Origin of the sequence: Bacillus sp. FSL K6-0042, assembly GCF_038006685.1 — a bacterium.
GTDB lineage: Bacteria > Bacillota > Bacilli > Bacillales > Bacillaceae_G > Bacillus_A > Bacillus_A pseudomycoides.
Map to the genome: position 1 here is coordinate 1,221,054 of NZ_JBBOVS010000001.1, position 19,079 is coordinate 1,240,132.

The window sequence follows — 19,079 nt, forward strand, 5'->3', positions numbered from 1 at the left end:
CCGTAAAAATCATCTCATGTCCTTATCGTTACTTTTCGTTCATGTCTATTTGTTAAATTATTATAATTACGGAAATTTTAAAAAGCAAGCCCGTTTTGAGAAAAAAAATTATACCTTTTATTCTCTACAAGATAATTACACTTTTATAACTTATTTCAAGATAATAATTTAAACTACTAAAAAAATGATTAAACCTACATAATTACCTTTTTAAAATTGGAATTCACATAAAGTGAAACTTTAATCAGTGGGGGTTTTCTTCATCCCCCACTGATTATTAGTTGAAACAATCGGGCTTTTGATTTTAAATACTGATTACCAATAGAATGAATGCTCTTTAGATTCCTAAATCATTAATTATATTTATATATTTTATCAATCAATGTACTATGCAATATTTTCAATATAATCTTTTTGTATAACTTTCTTCTAAAGAACGTGCGACTTCTTCTTCATTTGCATTTACTTTGGCATGATCAGCAAGCATTTTTGCTGCTGATGGTAATGCTTCTTTTTCTAACCAAGAATCTGGATTCCATAATTCAGAACGTATAAATGCTTTTGCACAATGGATGAAACACTCTTCTATTTCTACAACGATTCCGAGAAGTGGATTACGACCCCTTACTTGCATTTTCTCTAAAATCTCTTCGTCTTTTGTGATAGTTGCACGCCCATTTATCCGTAATGATTCTCCAAGCCCTGGAATAAAAAAGATAAGTCCCACCCGTGAATTAGATAAAATATTAAGGATAGAATCCACTCTCCGATTCCCCGGTCTTTCTGGAATTACAATTTGATTTTCATTTAAAACATATACAAATCCAGGTGCATCCCCTCTTGGTGATGCATCACAATGACCAAATTCATCTGAAGTAGACATTACTAGAAAAGGAGACTTAGATAGAAATTCACGACAATGATGATCGAGTGATGGGATCACTTTTTTCACCGCGCGTTCACTTGGATATCCTAAAATAAGACGTAATTCTTCTTCTGTTGAAATGAGCGAATTTATTTTTTTCTCGCCTAGTCCCATTCCATATACACTCCCTACTTAATTATCGTTATTTTCCCAAAATTACATACATTAATTGTATAATAAACTATGCAGAAAGGGGAATATCAATGGCAGAATGGTTAACGATATTTGATACAGAAGGAAACAAAATTGGAAAAAAACTACGTGATGATGTACATCGTGACGGTGATTGGCACGAAACATTCCATTGTTGGTTTGTAGAAAAAGATAATGAAGACATCTTTCTACACTTCCAATTACGCGCTAAAAACAAGAAAGATTTCCCAGGAAAATGGGATATTACATCAGCGGGACATATTATGCATGATGAAGATGTACGAATAGGGGGGCTTCGTGAAGTAAAAGAAGAATTAGGACTTTCCTTTCAAGCTACTGATTTAGAGTACAAAGGCATTTTTAAAATCAACCATGAAATCCCGCATTTCATTGACCGTGAAATGTGTCATATGTATTTTCATGCTGTTACAAAACCACTTCCATTTGCTCCAGGTGATGAAGTTGAAGATGTAATGAAAGTAAATGCGACTTCTTTTTTACAGCTTTTAAAAGGAGAAATCTCATCTACAACAGGCATTCCTGTTTTAAACAAAAGCACTAAATCTATTACAATAACATTTGAAGATATTTATCCATATGAGCTTGAATATTATGAATTTGTCGTAGAAAAAGGACGAGATATGCTAAAAATCAATAACTTCTAAAATTCAATTGACCCCCACTTAAATAGTGCAGGGGTCAAAACTATTTGTACTTCCTTAATAGAACAGCTTGAAAATTCCACAAGTAAAGTTTATTGTTTCTCCAGTACCTTTAATTTCTTCTCCACCCGTATAAACAAACGAATGATTAATACTATCATAAGGATTAAAATAGCAATCATTGTATGTGGGTACCAAAATAGCAATCCGATTAAACTTCCTATTAAAATCATTAAAAATCCATTTTGTTTCATAACTTCAGCGCTATATTGATTTCCAACATCCCATAAATCTTTATTTTTCATTGATCGCTTTGTTCGATATCCGTATACTGCGTTAATATCTGTTGGTGGATTTTTTTGCAATATGAGTGCGGCTAGTATAAATATAATACCGATTAACAAGCTCATCCCTATATTTACAAACGCATATGTCATCTTATTCCCTTCACATCCACACACATATTTTCAAATTTATTTGTCAGTTTATAGTTTTATTATACAACAAAAACCTATATTTCCCAAAAATAAAAATACACCACTCTTGTTTAAATGATGTACAAGCTGAATACAATATTTTATATTTATAGGTCCACCTTATCGGTCATTTACTTTCTCTGTTTCGACGTATGAAACATGTTAGGAAGCGTCACGAAACGTGACCCTTTCGCTTTCAGTTCAGGAATGATTCGATCTAGCGCATCCACAGATCCTTGCAAATGCCCTCCCGGTGTAGAATGCTGGAGTATAACACTTCCTGGAAACGCATTCCCTAACACAGTATTTGTAACCTTCTCTGCACTTACTCCTTTCCAATCAACTGTATCTACACTCCATTGTATGACCAGAAAATTCTGTTCTGTCGCCCACTCTAATTGTTTTTCACGTATTTCACCATAAGGCGGACGTATAAACTTTGGTGCATACCCTGTCAACTTCCGCAATATCTCTTCCGTTCTTACAATTTGATTGCGATATTCTTCATCACTTACTTTAACTAAATTGGGGTGATTATACGTATGATTCCCAACAGTATGACCCTCATTTGCAATTCGTTTTACTACATCAGGATATCTTTCTGCATTTTCACCAAGAAGAAAAAAAGTAGCTTTCACACCATAACTTTTTAACTTATCTAGTATTTGCGGAGTAAATACAGAGTCTGGTCCATCATCAAATGTAAGGGCAACTTCCGCTTTATTATATGGACCAGAAAATGCATAAGCATATTTTTCAACCCAAGAAAAAGGTGTCCACGAGCCTCTATCTTCTTCTGCACCTTGAACCTCATTCTTCAAACCAGCATTTAGCAAATCAGGCGTTACACTCAAATAGTTTTGATAATAAAATACATTTGAGTATGGCAAATAAGAATACATATTATATAAAGGCGTATTACGTTCTGAAACCCATTGAAAAGGAGTTAGTATCTCTGATGGATAAAAATAATACATAATTAATAAAACCTCCCTAAAATTTTATATGCAGTTCATTCTTATTTTGTCAAAATGATTCATGTTCCTGAACAGAAATAAGACCGTCCCATTTTGAACGGTCTTATTTCTATCTATCATACACTTAATAAATTGTTTGACTATCTTTTGGTAAAGATCTCACATATTTTAGATAGCTTGTCACTCTAGCATCGTCACCTTGTGGATATTCAAAACTAAAATAGCTAGCAATTCCAATTGCCGTCTCCCTAAATAAAGCTCCCATTATAAAGAACGACTTCCAAATATTTTCATAATCTGCATTTGAAAATGTCTCTATATATCGTTTCCACAAATCATCCTCAAGGTATTGTTCAAAATACTTCCCAAACTTTCCGGCGTTTACTGTAAAATTTGTTTTTATCCCAATATGCCATTCTAGCATTTGCATCAGCATATTTCGAACAGGACCTTCAAGCATTCCTTTTACATAAGGAAGTTCTTCTCTCCACAACCCTTTTGCTACATTTGTACTACACCACCAAAACTCATTACAGCAATCTGCAAATTCTTTTGCTGTTGGCCTTTTTATACAGTAATCCGAATCATTTGTTGGTGGAAATGGCTCAATAGCACCATCTTTATCAAAAAGAAGTACACTCAAACTATCTCTACCAAGAATCTCATCTATTAATTCTACTGAAACTAAAGTCAAATCGATTCGATTCCCGTCTATAAACTGCATCAAATAAGGAAATCTTCCATCCTCTTCGGGTGGAACTAAAGTGCTTTCTTCTGGCATTTGCACAATCATTATTTTTCCAAATCTATTTATCCAACTGTGATCAGATGTGAATGACTATATATCTTTCACAACATATACAATATCATAATCTTGAAAACAATCTCTCTTCACATTCGGATTCACACGAGAACCATTCATAATCACTGCGCGAATACGCTCATCTTCTCTTGCTGTATTTAATATTAAACCCATCATTTCTTTTTCACTTCTCATATTTTTATAACCTCCAAATTTTATTAGTGCATTGTACTGCATTCATTTTGGAGGAGCACGAGAAGAGTTCCCTGTTTTCCATCCATGTTATAACATATCAAACATTTTTTATTTCCCCCTCCTAGTCTAGTAGATCTATAATTGGCATCTAGACCTCATCCTTCTGTTACAAGCGCAATTACAAATCCATCATACCCCTTACTCCCTACAGTTTGGATCGCAGTAGCAGTAACACGCGGTTCAGCAGCAATTCGTTCATAAAAACGTCGTATCCCCTGTACACGAGCGTCTTCACTTAAACCATTGACCACCTCACCATCGCGCACTACATTATCACCAATAATTAAACTACCACACCTTGAAAGTTTAAGAGCCCATTCAAAATATGCAGGGTTGTTTTGTTTATCAGCATCAATGAAAATAAGATCAAATGGCTCACAGTTTTCAGTAGCCATTTGCTGCAACGAATCTATTGCCATTCCAGTACACACATGAACCACTTCACTCAAATTAGCTCGTTTGATATTAGCACGGGCAATTTCAGCATACTTTTCACTTGTTTCAAGCGTGATAAGACGACCATCTGTTGGCAACGCCCTTGCAAGCCATATTGTACTATATCCACCTAAAGTACCAATTTCTAAAATATTTCGTGCACCTTGAATTTGCACGAGCAATTGTAAGAACTTCCCTTGAGTTGGTGAAACATCATGTGCTGGCAAATTAGCTTCAGCATTTACTTGGAGTACCTCTTCAAGAATAGAATCAGTTGGGATAAGTAAATCCGCAATAAAATGATCAACAGCTTTCCATTTTTCAATATTATTCACGTAAATACCATTCCCTTCGAATTGCATGGGATAATCCTTCAATAACTTTCATCCCTTATTATAGTTCATAAAATTCAGAATTAAAAAGAAATAAATAAAAAAAGATTTGGCTTTAAACCAAATCTTTTTTATTCATATACAACTTCTTATGGATTAGTAGACCAAAGTCCTGCAGATTTAATAAATGCCACAAGTTCTCCAGTTGTTAATGCTCCACTAGAAACTCGCATTCCACCATATCCTACAATAATGACAAGTAACGCCATTAAAACAAATGACATAACTGGTGTAATTAAAGCTTGAACCTTGCCTTCTTTCAAACCAAACGGTTATTTCTAAAATTAGAATACGATATGAATGTAAACTGAATATAAACAGTCAAACGATTAATCTACTGATTTGGTAATAAAACACATCAAATCTTATCTTTACAACAGATATAATCATCTGATATTATTACCTGGTACTTAATAAAAACATTACCATTCTATAGTCTACGCAAAAAGAATTTAGAATGCTTACCCATATATAACTATAAAAATATATATTTTCATAGCATACGCATCTCACTAATCTTCATTCACCGAAAGGGGTATACCGTGCAAGCAAAAAAGAATTCTAAAAAGAAGACCATTATATTCATTCATGGATTAGTCGGAAATCGTCGTGCCTTCAAAAAAGAATATAAACGATTTTCTCCTTCTTACAATATTATAACGTATGATTTACTAGGTCATGGTGAAGACAAAGGGCAAGCAATAGACTTTTCTTTAGATCGATTAGTACAGCAATTATCAGACCTGTATGAGAAAGAAGGTATTCAGCAAGCTCATATTTGTGCCCTAAGCTATGGCTGTTACATTGCTACTATATTCGCTCACAAATATCCAGAGAAAGTATTAAGTCTTTGTCATATTGGAGGTCATTACAATAATCCCTCCCTTTTATATAACGTCTTTCGAAAGTTTTGGGACAACCGTGAAAATGAATATTCCACTTGGCTTTATCAATATGCGAGTACAATTTTCCCAAGTGGTATACTAAAAGCAAGTCCTTTTGCGGTTATTTCAAAAAACATTTATTATCGGTTTGGATTACAATTGCATTCATCGATTATTGTCGAATCGCTCAAACACCGTCTAGAATTCGATTTAAAATCTCGACTACGAGAACTATCACAACCTATTCTATGGGTAATGGGTGAACACGATCATCTCTATAAATCCTGTTTATTTGATTTAAAATCCATTCTTCCAAACGTTTTATATAAAGAAATCCCACTAGCCGGCCATGCCGCAAACTTATTCCGTCCTAGCTACTTCCATGATTTATATTCCAATTTTTTACTGGACGCATAAAGACATCTAAAACAAAAAAAGCTTTCTAGTTTCCTAGAAAGCTTTTTCTTATAATATGTAAGAATACAGTTCTTATTATGCTTTTGTGTAACCTGCTAGATGTTTACTCCAGTAAGAGTTATTTACTGAGCTAATTCTTACACCAGTTTTTTCAGTTTCTGCACTGATGAACTGACCATTACCTAAGTAAATACCCATATGAGTCATACCTGCACCAGCACCAGTAGTATCTTTAAAGTATACTAAATCACCTGGTTGTGGATTACTAGTATGTGTCTTGCTGCCCCAGTAGCCAGCAACAGTTTGACGTCCACCAGAATGACCTGCTTTATTTAATACGTAGTAAACGTAGCCACTGCAGTCAAAACCAGATGGTGTTGTACCACCATATACATATGGTGAACCATTTAGCGATTGTGCAATAGACACAATTGATGAACCATTAGCAGATGGTGTTGTCGGTTTTTCTGTTTGTGGTTTTTCTGTTTGTGTATTTCCTTGCTCACCGCCAGTAGTTGGACGAGAAGGCGTAGTTACATTTGCTGTACCACCTTTTACAAACTTAACATGGTCTGCACTTACATAGCCAGTTCTTCCTTGGTGGTTAATTTTATACCAACCGTTTTCCCCACCAATAACTTGTAATGTTTGGCCTTGTAATACGCCACCAATTACAGCATTATATGTAGCCGGGCCTGTACGTACACGTAAAGCTCCTGTATCAACAACATATGAGCCGTCTTTTCGGATTGTCATTTCATTGTTGTTTGGCTTTTCTGTTTCCGTACTTACATTTGTAGTTGTACCGCCTTTTGTTACAAAGTCTTTACTTACATAGCCAGTTCCGCCGTTGTGGTTAATTTTAAACCAGTCTTGTACTTCACCGACAACTTGTACAGTTTGTCCTTTGTCTACAGTACCTACAACTGTATGAGAAGCACTAGGACCTGTACGTACATTAAGTGAAGAAACATTTACCGTATAGTTACCTGTTCCTTGTTGAACAGCAGTTCCTGTTTTCTCACCAGTTGTTACAAAATCACTGCTTACATAGCCAGTTTTACCGTTTACATTTACTTTAAACCAACCATTTTCTTCACCAGTTACTTGTAGAACTTGTCCTTCTTGTACTTTAGAAATAATATCATTTCCTGTACCAGGACCTGTACGTACATTCAATACATCAGCTGTTACTGTGTATTTAAGGTCAGATTTTTTCTCTACTGTTTGTGTTTCAGTTACTTTCGGATCAACTGTTTGTGTTTGTTTTTGTGTTTGTCCATCGATTTCTTTTAGCGCGTCTGTTGAAACTTGTGCGTGAGCAGCATCCATTCCAGGAACTACTGCGCCGGCTACAGAAGCTGCCGCTAAACCTGCTAGTACTTTTTTCATAAGTTGTATTAACTCCCTTTCCCTACTACCCTCTTAAAAAAATGATTTTAATATCCTACCAAAATATTGGAAATGAATTCATATTAAATTCCATTTTTATACAAGGGCTTTCTTTTTCACACGTCAACTATTTTAAATTACCGATGTGAACTTCATGTGAACTTCATGTGAATTCCAACTTCATACACAGCGTTTTCGTAATAAAACATTTAATTTTTTCTATTACAAAACGAATCAAAGCTTCTAGTAGTATCCATTCTTTACTTACTCCACTAATAAAATCATGATATCTAAGTAAACAATTGGTTTTTCTACTGGTCTTACAAAATAGTTCTTTTCATGAGTCACCTTCTTATCATTACAAAAATCCCGCCATTTATCAACTATATAGTATCCTAAAAAATTATATTTATATGAAAAAGAACTTTTCTCGTTCTGGAGCAATCCAAGAATCCATGTTTTGATCGCTATCCCTTACTAAACGATTTACTAATATATCATGCCATATATAATTTTCTAGTAAATATATATGAACAGGATCATCTGTATAAAAAGCATTTCCTTTTTGTTCTATCGAGTGACCATATACCATTTCTTTTCCATCAATTGATAAGATAAACCATTTATGACCTCCAATATTATTAACGTAACTTGTTTTTCTATGAATTTCTAATCCTTGCAACGGATCGTCAACTTCAAAGACAATCCCCTTTAAACTACATTCTCTTTCTTTTTCTTGTAAGTCTACTAATAATTTTTCATACATAGTATCCCGAATTGACAAAATAATCTTTTTTTTCGCTCTTCGAATTAATATTCTGCAGAAAGCTAGTATATTTTCTTCACCTTTCAAAGTGGTTACTCTCGGATCCACCTCAGGTTCTTTTTTTTCAAATACTTTTAATTCTTTTTCTACATACGTGTATGTCTCTTCCCATTTCTCTCTTACTGCCTCTAAAAACACATCTACAGGTAAAGGAGAATATTGTACTGCTTCATTTATTTCTTCCTTCATTACAATGCCTTTTTGTTCAAGGGTATTCAATATTTCATATATTCGTGCACGAGGGACTCCAGAATTTTTGCTAACTTGATAAGCACTAGAAGCTCCCTGTTGAACTAATGAAACATAGGCTTTTGTTTCATATTGATTTAAGCCAAGCATTTGAATTTTTTGTAGTAAATCTTCCATTGAAGATCTGATTATTTGGAATCTTTATGCTTATATTGTTAAAATAACCAATATAGTTCAAATATTAGGAGGTTCATTATTATCTATGGAGCAAATTATTGATAATAGTTCGAAGCATTATATCGATTTTCACTATGCATTGGTTCGTACGCTATCCTTGGTAACGTTCAGAAAAATCCCAACCATTGAAACAAAAAAATCCGAATTAAAAGTTACTATTGAAAATCAAAGTAATAATTTATCGCACAAACAGGGAATTGCTAATAACCGCATTCCCTGTTTGTCTGTTTCATTTATTTTGAAACCACTGCGTCACATGATGGATTTCGCTATCTGTCATTCCATACCCATAATGATACCTTAAATTGAACTTCTAATGACTAGAATTCACGAGATTTTAAAAATCTTTTATTGGTCCTGTACAAAACAAAAAAGAATTACCTATATAGGCAATCCTTTTTCCATTTTATTTATGAAATTTCACACGAGTTTCTAACGACTGAAATTCTTTTTCTCCTGCTGGTGCAACTGGTTTACCAAATGGCATTTGAGCGATTAACTTCCAAGTTTCTGGAATATCCCACTCTTTTCTCACTTCGTCATCAATTAATGGGTTATAATGCTGCAGCGTTGCACCAAACCCTTCAATTTCTAATGCTGTCCAAATCGCAAACTGCAGCATTCCCGATGATTGCTGGGACCAAGTCGGAAAATTGTCTTTATATAACGCAAACTTTTCTTGAAGATCTTCTATTACTTTACTATCTTCAAAGTATAAAACTGTTCCATAGCCACTTTTAAATGCATTCATTTTTTCTTCTGTTGGTGCAAAATTATTTTCTGGTACAATTTTTCGTAATGTTTCTTTCGTAATATTCCATAGTTTATCATGTTGCTCATCTAATAAAACAACAACCCTTGCACTCTGAGAATTAAAGGATGAAGGTGTATACTTTACGGCATGATTCACTATTTCTTGAATTTTCTCATCAGAAACAACCTGCTCTTTACTAATTGCATAAATTGATCTTCTGTCTTCAATTGCTGAATAAAAATCTTTTGCCATACTAATTCCCTCCAATTTTTATTTTGAGGCTTACTAATATGTATTATGGTATATCCCGCCTCTTACTTATTAATAATAAGTTTATAACTTTATTATATCTACACAGAAAAACATTTTCAAACAATAACACTCATACTTTTTTAGTTTTTGTTTTTAATACTTTTTATATTCCCTTAAAATAAAAAACAGCTTATTTTCTACTCAATTCGAGTTTCAAACAAGCTGTCTTCCTTCAAATTAGATTCCTCACTTACTTAACAATCTGGAAGCCATAAGACATTAGTTTATGCGTTTCTGTAAAACGTTTCATTTTACTTTCCGTACCCATAACAACTGTTACGAGTCGTTTATCACCTTGTTTTGCAGTCCCTGTAAAACAATAACCTGCACTATCAGTGAAGCCTGTTTTCAGTCCATCCATTCCTTCTAAGTAAAGTCCTTGGTTGGCCGGATTCAACATTTCATTTGTACTCGTAACCGTCGTACTTTTAAATGCTAATTGACTTTGACGTAAATGGGTAACATCTAATATCTCCGGGTAATCTGTTACAAGGTGATACGCTAACTTTGCTACATCAGCTACAGTCATCTTTGTTTCACTTCCATCAGCTTCTTGCAATCCAGAAGCATTTGCAAACTTGGTTGCTTCTGATAACTCCAGTTGTTTTGCTGTTTGATTCATAAGTTGAGCAAACTCTTGCTCGGTCTTTGCTATATGTTCCGCTAAAGCAACTGCAGAATTGTTGGCAGATTGTATCATTAACGCATGATATAAATCTTTAATCGTTAATACATCTCCCGCTTGCACTGGAATTCTAGCGCCTTCTGCTTGTGCTGATTTAGCACTTATTTTCACTTGATCCTCCCAATGGACCTTCCCTTTATGTATGCTTTCTAAAAGAATATATGCTGTCATCATCTTTGACATACTCGCCGGGGCAAGTAGCTCTTCTTCATTATTTTTATACATTACTTGTCCATCACTTGCATCAATGATCATTGCTGCTTTCGCTTCAACTACTGGTACATATTTTTGTGGGATTATCTTTTCAGTTAATCCTGTTTTGGGTAACTCTGCTACTTGTAGGGGCGGACCATCTATTGTCATTTTTTCTTTTGCTTTGGAAACATTAGTACCATTCTTCTCTAGAATACTCCCTTGGAAAAAGAACCAACATGAACCCAAAATAATAGCACAGAGTATTGTTACGCTTCCCCATCCTAACCTTTTCATCAATAAAACTCCTTTTACTCTACCTATTATCATTTCAAATTTAACCATAACAACAATGTCTTTAAACCGTCAAGGTCAAACAGTAAATAATCTACGATAACTATTTTTTCAAGATTATTTGTTAAGAATATGTTATACTACCAAAAATTTAATAATATAAATTTTCAAATATTAAATCCTGAAACTACTTAAATTCCTAATCGAAACAAGAAAGGTTTGATACAATGATACTACTTAATCCCTTAAAAAAAGGAGATACTATCGGCATTTACTCTCCTTCTTCACCTGTAACATATACATCTCCCAAAAGATTTAATCGAGCTAAAAAATATTTACAAGATAAAGGGTTCTATATATTGGAAGGTCGCCTTACAGGTAAGCAGGATTTTTATCGTTCTGGAAGCATTCAAGAACGTGCTGAAGAACTAAATGCATTAATTAGAAATCCGAATGTTACATGCATCATGTCAACAATTGGCGGGATGAATTCAAATTCTCTTTTACCTTATATTGATTACAAAGCATTGAAAGAAAATCCAAAAATTATGATTGGGTATTCAGACACTACAGCTTTACTACTTGGAATCTATGCAAAAACAGGCATTACTACATTTTATGGACCAGCACTTGTTCCTTCTTTTGGTGAATTCGAACCTTTTGTAAACTCTACTTATACATACTTTGCAGAAGCTTTAATGGAAGAACAAGAAATTCCTTACAAGGTAAAGAAACCTTTATTTTGGACAGATGACTTTATAAACTGGGAAGAAAAAACAAAGGACAAAGAACTAAGAAAAAACGAGTGGATTTGTGTAAATGGCGGAAAAACAACTGGAAGACTAATTGGCGGCAACTTAAATACAATACAAGGTATATGGGGTAGCCCATTTATGCCTTGTATTAAAGAAGGAGATATTCTCTTTATTGAAGATAGCTCCAAAGATGCAGCTACCATTGAAAGAAGTTTTTCATTACTTAAAATTAACGGTGTATTTGATAAAGTTTCAGGAATCATTCTTGGAAAACATGAGCAATTCGATGATTGTGGTACAAATCGTAAACCATATGAAATATTACTAGAAGTCCTAGAGAATCGTAAATTGCCATTTCTTGCAGACTTTGATTGTTGCCATACCCATCCGATGATGACGATGCCAATTGGTGTTCAAGTAGAGCTGGATGCAACAAATAAGGAACTACGTATTCTTGAACAATGGAAAAATTAATATTTACATTCAATGATTCTATGAACATCTTTATTTTCATTATGAAAGTAAGAAACGAGTGGCTTTCAGTATAAAAGCCACTCATTTCTTTACTGTCCTAAATTTTGAACCTTATCTTTTAAATCCTGAAATTGTTGAACTGTCTGCATAAGCTCTGAGTTTTTAAATTGTTCTACATCCATTTTCCCTTCTTCTATCTTTTTCATGGTTGTATCAATTAATGCATTTAATTTTTCGTTATATCCAACAATTTGCTGATGGATGTCCTTCGCTACATCCGGGGGTGTCAATTCATTAAAAGCTGGGATATCCTTTTGAATGTCTCCGAGCTTAGTCTCTAATTCTTTTCGAGCAGCACTATCATTGATTGCTTTTTCTACTAATCCCGGCGCTTCATTTGCAAACGCACTCACTTTATTAACATAGTCTGTCGCCTTTTGAGCATAATCAATTGAATTCTTACCCTCTTCAATCATAGAGCAGCCCATTAAACCGATTGTAATTAAAAACACAAGTAATATCGTCTTTTTCAACTTCATTTTTTACCTCCTAGCTGAATACTAACCTATTGTTTCTTCTATTATATTTATAAACACTTATCCCTTTCGTTATACTGTCATTCTAAAATACTAGCTACTTCATTTTCATTTTCATTACCTCAACTTATATATTCTAGCAGGACTTTTCAATTTCCTTTTCATAATCAATTTTGAAAAACATATGGGGTTTTCATGGAACGAATTTCATATACAACAAGCTCTTTTGTTGATTTTTCTCTAGCTGTTAACACTCCTTGATTTCCATAATTGTGTTTCTAATAGTAGTATTTCTCCCATTCCATCTATTAGTAATACGGTATAACCTGTTAACGATTCAGAAATCGTACCTTCTACTACATCACACTCTTTCATGCTACCTACTGTTAGTACATAGTTTTTCAGAAACTCCTTCATTTCTTTACTTGTCGCAGTGCCCATTTCAAATTTGTATACATCCGAAAAAAGACATACTTAAGATACAATTAAGTATGTCGATTCCTTTATAATAACGTTTACTTCCCTACATATCCTATAACTGTTACAAGTTCTGATTCTATATGTACACCGATAATTTCCTCAATAATATTTGTGTATCCTTCCCCTATAGGCGCTCCATATTGTAAGGAAATTTCTTTTTTCTTATAAACTGACTGAGGTATAGTCAAAATGAATTTCCTAAGATCTCTTTCATCCACAGGTTCCATAATTAAAACTATGCCTTCTTCCTCAAACATACAATCATCCTTTCACATACATTCCTAATATGGCTCAGTATTGCCTTTACCTGCTGAGTTCTAAACCCCTTTACAAATAGTACGATACTCTTCATTCAATAAAGTGAAACTTTAATCAGTGGGGGTTTTCTTCATCCCCCACTGATTATTAGCCCTCATCAATCGGGCTTTTACGGGCAGTAATACTCCCACCTAGCTTCTTTGTATTCACTGAATCTTGAGGTGGGAGTATTACTGCCCGTTAATGCGGGATAAAACGCCCATTTCCCATAGTCATACTAATCACTCATCTAAAAATCTCCAAAATAAAAAGCACAAACCTTGAAACATCAAGAATTTGTACTTTTATTACATACGATTTCACATTCCTTTATCCATCTCATAAGGTGATATCTTCATCAACGGAAGGTTCCACCGCTGATGGCTAACTTTCACCTATCTTCCACATTTCTCTCTAAATCTCAAGGGCGGAGTTTCATGTACTATGCTCAACTTCCTTACTTTTCTCTGCCCCCTTCTTTTTTGTTATACTTCTTATTTTTTTAACCGTACCAGTTAACCCTGTTGGAAATCCTAATAACACAATAATATATAGTAACCCAAGAAAGATCGTCCATCGTTCAAAGATTGGATACTGCGTCGCAAGTTCTGATAAATAATACTTTAGAGATTCAATCATCCCGGCACCAGCGATTGCTCCAACTAATGTCCCAACTCCCCCAATCATTGTCATTAACAGAGCATTTAAAGTCATTTCAATTGAAAAAACAGTTGTATTCACAAAGCGTAATGTGATAACAAATAAACCACCGCTAAGCGCTGCTACTACTCCCGCAACTACGCTCGCAATAATTTTATAGTGGAGAATTTTATATCCAAGTGCTTCTACACGTTGCTCATTTTGCGAAATTGCCTTTAACACTTTTCCAATAGAAGATTGTGTAAATACGTGAAGCAATAGAAAGATGACGACTAAACATATGAGTGTAATATAGTAAAATGTGAAACGGTCACGAAACATATCAGGTACACGGAATGTAAAGCCATCTCCTCCATGTGTGAAAGACCGCCATTTTTCAGCAAGTACGAAGAATAGTTGGGAAATCGCAAGTGTTAACATTGCATAAAAATGACTTTTTAATCGTAAAGAAAGCATACCGATTATATAACTGATTATCGCTGATAGTACAACAGCTATCCCAATACCGATTAAAAAGCTTGCTATAGAAACCTCTTGTCGATCTAGTAAGAGTGCAACACAATAAGCACCTATTCCAAAAAACATACAATGACCGAATGAAACAATTCCTGTATATCCAAGAAGAATATCAAAACTCATTGCAAATATAGCAAAGATGAAAATTTGTGTAAACAAAATGAGTAAGCTCCGTGAATCATTTACGAAAGGGAATACACTTAAACAAATCAATACAACTAGTCCAAAATATATCCCGGCCCGATTAAATGTATTATTCACCTTTTCACCCCTTTTCACCAACGAGCCCCGTTGGCTTGACTACCAAGAAAAACAACAACATTAACATATTTATTGCGAGTGATAAATCAGGTAAATAATAAGCCGTAAACGCTCCAGCCAATCCAACAATTAAAGACGCAATCGCTGAACCTTGCACGCTTCCCAATCCTCCGATAATGACAACAATAAAAGCTAAAATTGCATACTGCATACCCATTTCAGCGAAAATAACTCCTGAATATGGGGCAAGGAGAAATCCCCCTAACGCGGCCATTCCAGCCCCTAATAAAAAGACAAATGAAAATATCGCCTTTATGTTAATACCAAGAGCTTGAACCATCTCCTTATCTATTACACCCGCACGAATCATAAGACCAATTTTTGTTTTACGTAGTAACAACATCAGGCCAATATAAATAAGTACCCCAACAATAATAACAAACAATCGATACTTTATTAATATAATTCCATCGAATGTCAAGCTTCCTTGTAACCATGTTGGTAATTTAGCACTAATTGGATTCGGTCCCCAAAATACTTTTATACATTCACTAAGTACAAGCATTCCACCAAGTGTAACGAGAAGCTGACGAACATGATTTCCATAAACAGGACGAATAAGGAATCTTTCTAAAACGAAACCAAGAAACATTCCTATCAAAATCGCACCTATTAATGCAAGTACATAGCTACCCGTCATATTGAATAACCAAACCCCTGTAAAAGCTCCCCATGCAAACAATCCACCATGGGCAAAATTGAGCACACTCATTAAACCAAAAATAAGTGAAAGTCCCGATGCTAATAAGAAAATAAGCATACCTGTTGAGACGCCATTTACAAATAAGTTAACTAACACATCCACGTTCCATACCTCCTCCGTATCAATGTTAAGAAATCCCTAGATACTTATGACATGTTTCCTTATCTTCTTTCAGTTCATTCATTGGACCGTTATGCACGATTTTTCCATTGTCCATAATGTAAAAATAATTACCTATCTGGCTTGCCATCATAAAGTTTTGTTCTACAAGCAAAACAGTCGTTTTCTCTTTCATTTTCAAAATAGCCGACATTAACTTTTCAATCATAATCGGCGCTAATCCTTTACTTGGCTCATCAATTAATAGCAATCCATCACTATTAATGAACGCTCTTGAAATCGCCAGCATTTGCTTTTGTCCTCCGCTCAACAGCCCACTTTTTTTATTCCAATATTGTTTTAAATCTGGAAATAAATCGAGCATCCATTCTACCTTTTCTGCATATTCTATCCCTTTCTTTACTCCAGCGAGAGCAAATGTTTCTTCTACCGTTAAATTATGAAAGATCCCTTGATTTTCTGGCACATAGCCCATTCCTTTTCGCGAAATCAGATGAGTAGATAGACCATTTACTTTCTCATCACAATAATAAATTTCTCCATTAGAAATCCGATTAAACCCCATAATTGAACGTAAAGTCGTTGTTTTTCCAGCCCCATTTCTTCCGAACAATACGGTGATTGTTCCTTTCTCAACCATAAAAGAAACACCTTGCAAAATATGAAACTGATCCAAATACGTTTCTATATTATCCACTTTTAATAGTGTCACCGTATAATCCCCCTAAGTATGCCGTTTGTACACGTTCATCCTTCATAATCTCTTCTGGTAACCCTTCGGCCAATAACTCGCCATGAAATAGTACAATTAAATGATCTGATAAATGTAGAACCATATCCATTTTGTGTTCAATAAGTACAATTGTATTCTCACGATTTTTCTTTATATTCTCTATCACTTGAAGAATAGCTGGGACTTCCTCAACAGAGATACCCGCTGTTGGTTCATCAAGTAGCAATACATCTGTTCTGAGTGCTAGCAGCATGGCCAGTTCTAATTTTCTCTTTTCCCCATGTGCTAAATCTTTCGCTAGCACTTCTTCTTTTTCGTGAAGCAATACTGTCTTCAAAAGACGTCTCGCCTCCCCCATCTGCTGCTTGAATCGTGAGAAGTTTGGAAAAAAACTATAATAATCTTGAACAAACGACTGTACACTTAAGCGTACATTTTCAATCACTGTTAATTCCGGAAAAATATTTGTAAGCTGGAAAGAGCGCCCCATACCAAGGCGGGTTCGCACTGGAATCGATAACTTTGTAATGTCACGTTCTTTAAAATAAATCTCACCTTTTGTTGGAGAAATCTGTCCACTTAACAAGTTAAATAGAGTTGTCTTCCCTGCTCCGTTGGGTCCAATAATAGAAATAAGTTTTCCTTTTGGTATCATCAAATTTACGTCTTTAATGACATGATGTTCTCCAAATGAGACACAAAGATTTCTAGTCTCTAACAAGTTCCTCACTCTATACCCTCCTCAAAAAATTCATATTTTCAGGGTGAAAAAGAGAAGTTGATGTAAAGAGAGATAACCTCCTCTCTTTACATCTTTTAATTCCGGGATATTCAATCTATTTATTTTGAATTGGTGGCTCTGTTTCTTTCATTGTTAATTCTCGCTCTAGAACAGGTACTGGATAATCAACACCCTCTTGTTTTTGTAACATTATAGAATAAAGCGCTTGCAAAGCTTGATGGTCTTTCTCTCTAAATTTCATTTTTCCTTTTGGTGTCTCAAATTCCATTCCTTCCATTTTCTTAATAAGCACATCAACATCTGTATCGCCTTTTGTTTTCTTTAACCCTTCAACGATGGAAATTGCCGCTGACATTCCTCCAGCTGTAAACAAATCTGGAACTGTTCCATTGAAACGTTTCTTATGTTCTCCCACTAGCCAATCGTTCACTTTATTTTTCGGAAGTGTATGATAATACACTGAAAATCCTTGCATGCCTACTAATGCATCCATCGTCTTTAATGCTGGTATATCCGGTGCCCCCGTTGAAATCTTAATCCCTTGCGCTTCTACATTCATATCTTTTAATTGCTTCCATGGTGAATTCGCACCAGCCCAAACAACAAATAAATAATCTGGTTTTGAACTAATGATGTTTTGAATATTTGCAGTAAAATCAGTAGAATTCGTATCAGCATATTGTTCATTTACAATATTTGCCCCTAGCTTCTTCGCTCCCGCTTTAAATGCAGCAATTCCTTCACGACCAAAGGCGTTATCTGGAGCAAATGTTGCAATCTTTACATCTTTCTTAGCGATGGATGCAGCACCAGCAATTGCATCTTGAGATGAATTTCTGCCTGTTCTAAAAATATATTTATTCCAGTTCTTCCCCGTAATACTATCTGCAACCGCAGGTTCAACAATCATTATTTTTTCATATTCTTCCGCTAGTGGTAACACTGCTAATGTATCACTTGAACTCGAAGATCCAACAAGAAAATCAACCTTGTCTTCCTCTAATAGTTTCGTAGCTTTTTTAACTGCTACATCCGCTTTTGTTTCCGTATCTTCTACAACAAACTTAATCTTCTTCCCTTCTACTTTCCCTGTTCCGCCTGTTGCGTAATCTAGCCCTAGTTCAAATCCGTTTACCGTTTGTTTCCCATATGATTCAAGCGGTCCTGTTAACGAAGCAAGAACACCTACCTTAATGGTCTTCTCATCATCTGTACTTGCTTTCTCCCCTGAACATCCTGCTGTTACTAACAATGAACCAAGAATACATCCCGTAAACACCATTTTTAGCCACTTACGTTTTTTTGCTGACATTGTGATCCTCCCCATACTTTACTTTCTGATAGAATCAAATACACCAAAGTAACCATCCGTAATCATGACTTTTTGTTTTTAACAATGTGAACTATGTTGTCAATAGAAATTTCTCGAAGTACCTCTACATTCGCCAGACATTTCCAAATCCCTTCCAATACATTTGTAAAT

The 19,079-nt window shown here is 34.8% G+C and carries 21 protein-coding genes, 1 pseudogene and 1 other annotated feature (1 of these 23 only partly in view); of the genes and pseudogenes, 4 read left to right on the plus strand and 18 right to left on the minus strand.

Annotation, left to right across the window (positions count from 1 at the left end; translation table 11 throughout):
* Window positions 1–38 (minus strand) — a binding site (T-box leader) (it extends 196 nt beyond the left edge of the window).
* A 362-nt stretch (window positions 39–400) separates the two neighbouring features.
* Entirely contained in the window at window positions 401–1,039 is a 639-nt protein-coding gene (locus MHH45_RS06460; protein WP_088094386.1) for a pyridoxamine 5'-phosphate oxidase family protein, read from the minus strand.
* A gap of 89 nt (window positions 1,040–1,128) precedes the next feature.
* On the opposite strand from MHH45_RS06460, the gene MHH45_RS06465 reads away from it, so the two are divergent.
* Entirely contained in the window at window positions 1,129–1,743 is a 615-nt protein-coding gene (locus tag MHH45_RS06465; RefSeq protein ID WP_088094385.1) for an NUDIX hydrolase, read from the plus strand.
* An 89-nt stretch (window positions 1,744–1,832) separates the two neighbouring features.
* Here MHH45_RS06465 and MHH45_RS06470 read toward each other — a convergent pair whose 3' ends face one another.
* The 5 genes and pseudogenes from MHH45_RS06470 to MHH45_RS06490 all read right to left on the minus strand — a co-directional run bounded on the left by MHH45_RS06470 (window position 1,833) and on the right by MHH45_RS06490 (window position 5,340).
* Window positions 1,833–2,177 carry an SdpI family protein gene (locus MHH45_RS06470; protein ID WP_088094384.1) on the minus strand — a complete coding sequence of 115 codons (345 nt, stop codon included), beginning with the start codon at window positions 2,175–2,177 and terminating at the stop codon, window positions 1,833–1,835.
* A gap of 170 nt (window positions 2,178–2,347) precedes the next feature.
* The gene (locus MHH45_RS06475; protein WP_088094383.1) at window positions 2,348–3,193 is read right to left on the minus strand and encodes a peptidoglycan-N-acetylglucosamine deacetylase; all 846 of its coding nucleotides are present in this window, start codon (window positions 3,191–3,193) and stop codon (window positions 2,348–2,350) included.
* 124 nt (window positions 3,194–3,317) lie between these two features.
* Window positions 3,318–4,190: pseudogene (locus MHH45_RS06480) on the minus strand (aminoglycoside 6-adenylyltransferase).
* 155 nt (window positions 4,191–4,345) lie between these two features.
* Window positions 4,346–5,020: an O-methyltransferase gene (locus MHH45_RS06485; RefSeq protein ID WP_088094388.1), complete on the minus strand. Its 675-nt coding sequence runs from the start codon at window positions 5,018–5,020 to the stop codon at window positions 4,346–4,348.
* Window positions 5,021–5,166: 146 nt separating this feature from the next.
* Window positions 5,167–5,340, minus strand: coding sequence for a hypothetical protein (locus MHH45_RS06490; RefSeq protein ID WP_170927958.1), 174 nt, complete (start codon window positions 5,338–5,340; stop codon window positions 5,167–5,169).
* Window positions 5,341–5,619: 279 nt separating this feature from the next.
* Between MHH45_RS06490 and MHH45_RS06495 the strand changes: the two genes are divergently transcribed.
* Window positions 5,620–6,378, plus strand: coding sequence for an alpha/beta fold hydrolase (locus MHH45_RS06495; RefSeq protein ID WP_088094382.1), 759 nt, complete (start codon window positions 5,620–5,622; stop codon window positions 6,376–6,378).
* A gap of 75 nt (window positions 6,379–6,453) precedes the next feature.
* Here the strand turns inward: MHH45_RS06495 and entFM are convergent, their stop codons facing one another.
* Window positions 6,454–7,770, minus strand: a complete 1,317-nt coding sequence (gene entFM / locus MHH45_RS06500; protein ID WP_016131325.1) for an enterotoxin EntFM — start codon at window positions 7,768–7,770, stop codon at window positions 6,454–6,456.
* Between the two features lie 409 nt (window positions 7,771–8,179).
* Window positions 8,180–8,962, minus strand: coding sequence for a TrmB family transcriptional regulator (locus MHH45_RS06505; protein WP_016114512.1), 783 nt, complete (start codon window positions 8,960–8,962; stop codon window positions 8,180–8,182).
* 85 nt (window positions 8,963–9,047) lie between these two features.
* On the opposite strand from MHH45_RS06505, the gene MHH45_RS06510 reads away from it, so the two are divergent.
* Window positions 9,048–9,326, plus strand: coding sequence for a hypothetical protein (locus MHH45_RS06510; RefSeq protein WP_088094381.1), 279 nt, complete (start codon window positions 9,048–9,050; stop codon window positions 9,324–9,326).
* A 102-nt stretch (window positions 9,327–9,428) separates the two neighbouring features.
* Here MHH45_RS06510 and MHH45_RS06515 read toward each other — a convergent pair whose 3' ends face one another.
* Both MHH45_RS06515 and MHH45_RS06520 read right to left on the minus strand, forming a co-directional pair.
* Window positions 9,429–10,028 (minus strand): nitroreductase family protein, encoded by a 600-nt coding sequence (locus MHH45_RS06515; protein WP_016114510.1) that lies wholly within the window; start codon window positions 10,026–10,028, stop codon window positions 9,429–9,431.
* 250 nt (window positions 10,029–10,278) lie between these two features.
* Window positions 10,279–11,262, minus strand: coding sequence for a D-alanyl-D-alanine carboxypeptidase family protein (locus MHH45_RS06520; RefSeq protein WP_016114509.1), 984 nt, complete (start codon window positions 11,260–11,262; stop codon window positions 10,279–10,281).
* A gap of 224 nt (window positions 11,263–11,486) precedes the next feature.
* Between MHH45_RS06520 and MHH45_RS06525 the strand changes: the two genes are divergently transcribed.
* Window positions 11,487–12,488 (plus strand): S66 family peptidase, encoded by a 1,002-nt coding sequence (locus MHH45_RS06525; protein ID WP_016131324.1) that lies wholly within the window; start codon window positions 11,487–11,489, stop codon window positions 12,486–12,488.
* A gap of 89 nt (window positions 12,489–12,577) precedes the next feature.
* Here MHH45_RS06525 and MHH45_RS06530 read toward each other — a convergent pair whose 3' ends face one another.
* The 8 genes from MHH45_RS06530 to MHH45_RS06565 form a co-directional block, all read right to left on the minus strand.
* Window positions 12,578–13,027 (minus strand): DUF6376 family protein, encoded by a 450-nt coding sequence (locus MHH45_RS06530; RefSeq protein WP_016114507.1) that lies wholly within the window; start codon window positions 13,025–13,027, stop codon window positions 12,578–12,580.
* A 237-nt stretch (window positions 13,028–13,264) separates the two neighbouring features.
* Complete coding sequence (locus MHH45_RS06535) at window positions 13,265–13,465, minus strand: spore germination protein (RefSeq protein WP_016114506.1); 201 nt, start codon at window positions 13,463–13,465, stop codon at window positions 13,265–13,267.
* A 74-nt stretch (window positions 13,466–13,539) separates the two neighbouring features.
* Window positions 13,540–13,761 carry a hypothetical protein gene (locus MHH45_RS06540; protein ID WP_016114505.1) on the minus strand — a complete coding sequence of 74 codons (222 nt, stop codon included), beginning with the start codon at window positions 13,759–13,761 and terminating at the stop codon, window positions 13,540–13,542.
* Window positions 13,762–14,236: 475 nt separating this feature from the next.
* The gene (locus tag MHH45_RS06545; RefSeq protein WP_016114504.1) at window positions 14,237–15,238 is read right to left on the minus strand and encodes a branched-chain amino acid ABC transporter permease; all 1,002 of its coding nucleotides are present in this window, start codon (window positions 15,236–15,238) and stop codon (window positions 14,237–14,239) included.
* Window positions 15,239–15,242: 4 nt separating this feature from the next.
* Complete coding sequence (locus MHH45_RS06550; protein WP_016114503.1) at window positions 15,243–16,103, minus strand: branched-chain amino acid ABC transporter permease; 861 nt, start codon at window positions 16,101–16,103, stop codon at window positions 15,243–15,245.
* Between the two features lie 25 nt (window positions 16,104–16,128).
* On the minus strand, window positions 16,129–16,833 hold the full coding sequence (locus MHH45_RS06555; protein WP_016114502.1) for a branched-chain amino acid ABC transporter ATP-binding protein: 705 nt from the start codon (window positions 16,831–16,833) through the stop codon (window positions 16,129–16,131).
* Window positions 16,811–17,584: an ABC transporter ATP-binding protein gene (locus MHH45_RS06560; RefSeq protein ID WP_016114501.1), complete on the minus strand. Its 774-nt coding sequence runs from the start codon at window positions 17,582–17,584 to the stop codon at window positions 16,811–16,813. Before MHH45_RS06560 ends, MHH45_RS06555 begins: the two co-directional genes overlap by 23 nt.
* A gap of 106 nt (window positions 17,585–17,690) precedes the next feature.
* Window positions 17,691–18,908, minus strand: a complete 1,218-nt coding sequence (locus MHH45_RS06565) for a substrate-binding domain-containing protein (protein ID WP_016114500.1) — start codon at window positions 18,906–18,908, stop codon at window positions 17,691–17,693.
* Window positions 18,909–19,079: the final 171 nt, after the last annotated feature.

Excerpts from the sequence above, each read along its gene's own strand:
- MHH45_RS06460 (WP_088094386.1), bottom strand. The coding sequence starts at position 1,039 with ATGGGACTAGGCGAGAAAAAAATAAATTCGCTCATTTCAACAGAAGAA.
- MHH45_RS06470 (WP_088094384.1), bottom strand. The coding sequence starts at position 2,177 with ATGACATATGCGTTTGTAAATATAGGGATGAGCTTGTTAATCGGTATT.
- MHH45_RS06535 (WP_016114506.1), bottom strand. The coding sequence starts at position 13,465 with ATGGGCACTGCGACAAGTAAAGAAATGAAGGAGTTTCTGAAAAACTAT.
- MHH45_RS06530 (WP_016114507.1), bottom strand. The coding sequence starts at position 13,027 with ATGAAGTTGAAAAAGACGATATTACTTGTGTTTTTAATTACAATCGGT.
- entFM (WP_016131325.1), bottom strand. The coding sequence starts at position 7,770 with ATGAAAAAAGTACTAGCAGGTTTAGCGGCAGCTTCTGTAGCCGGCGCA.
- MHH45_RS06540 (WP_016114505.1), bottom strand. The coding sequence starts at position 13,761 with ATGTTTGAGGAAGAAGGCATAGTTTTAATTATGGAACCTGTGGATGAA.
- MHH45_RS06525 (WP_016131324.1), top strand. The coding sequence starts at position 11,487 with ATGATACTACTTAATCCCTTAAAAAAAGGAGATACTATCGGCATTTAC.
- MHH45_RS06475 (WP_088094383.1), bottom strand. The coding sequence starts at position 3,193 with ATGTATTATTTTTATCCATCAGAGATACTAACTCCTTTTCAATGGGTT.
- MHH45_RS06465 (WP_088094385.1), top strand. The coding sequence starts at position 1,129 with ATGGCAGAATGGTTAACGATATTTGATACAGAAGGAAACAAAATTGGA.
- MHH45_RS06520 (WP_016114509.1), bottom strand. The coding sequence starts at position 11,262 with ATGAAAAGGTTAGGATGGGGAAGCGTAACAATACTCTGTGCTATTATT.
- MHH45_RS06515 (WP_016114510.1), bottom strand. The coding sequence starts at position 10,028 with ATGGCAAAAGATTTTTATTCAGCAATTGAAGACAGAAGATCAATTTAT.
- MHH45_RS06510 (WP_088094381.1), top strand. The coding sequence starts at position 9,048 with ATGGAGCAAATTATTGATAATAGTTCGAAGCATTATATCGATTTTCAC.
- MHH45_RS06565 (WP_016114500.1), bottom strand. The coding sequence starts at position 18,908 with ATGTCAGCAAAAAAACGTAAGTGGCTAAAAATGGTGTTTACGGGATGT.
- MHH45_RS06505 (WP_016114512.1), bottom strand. The coding sequence starts at position 8,962 with ATGGAAGATTTACTACAAAAAATTCAAATGCTTGGCTTAAATCAATAT.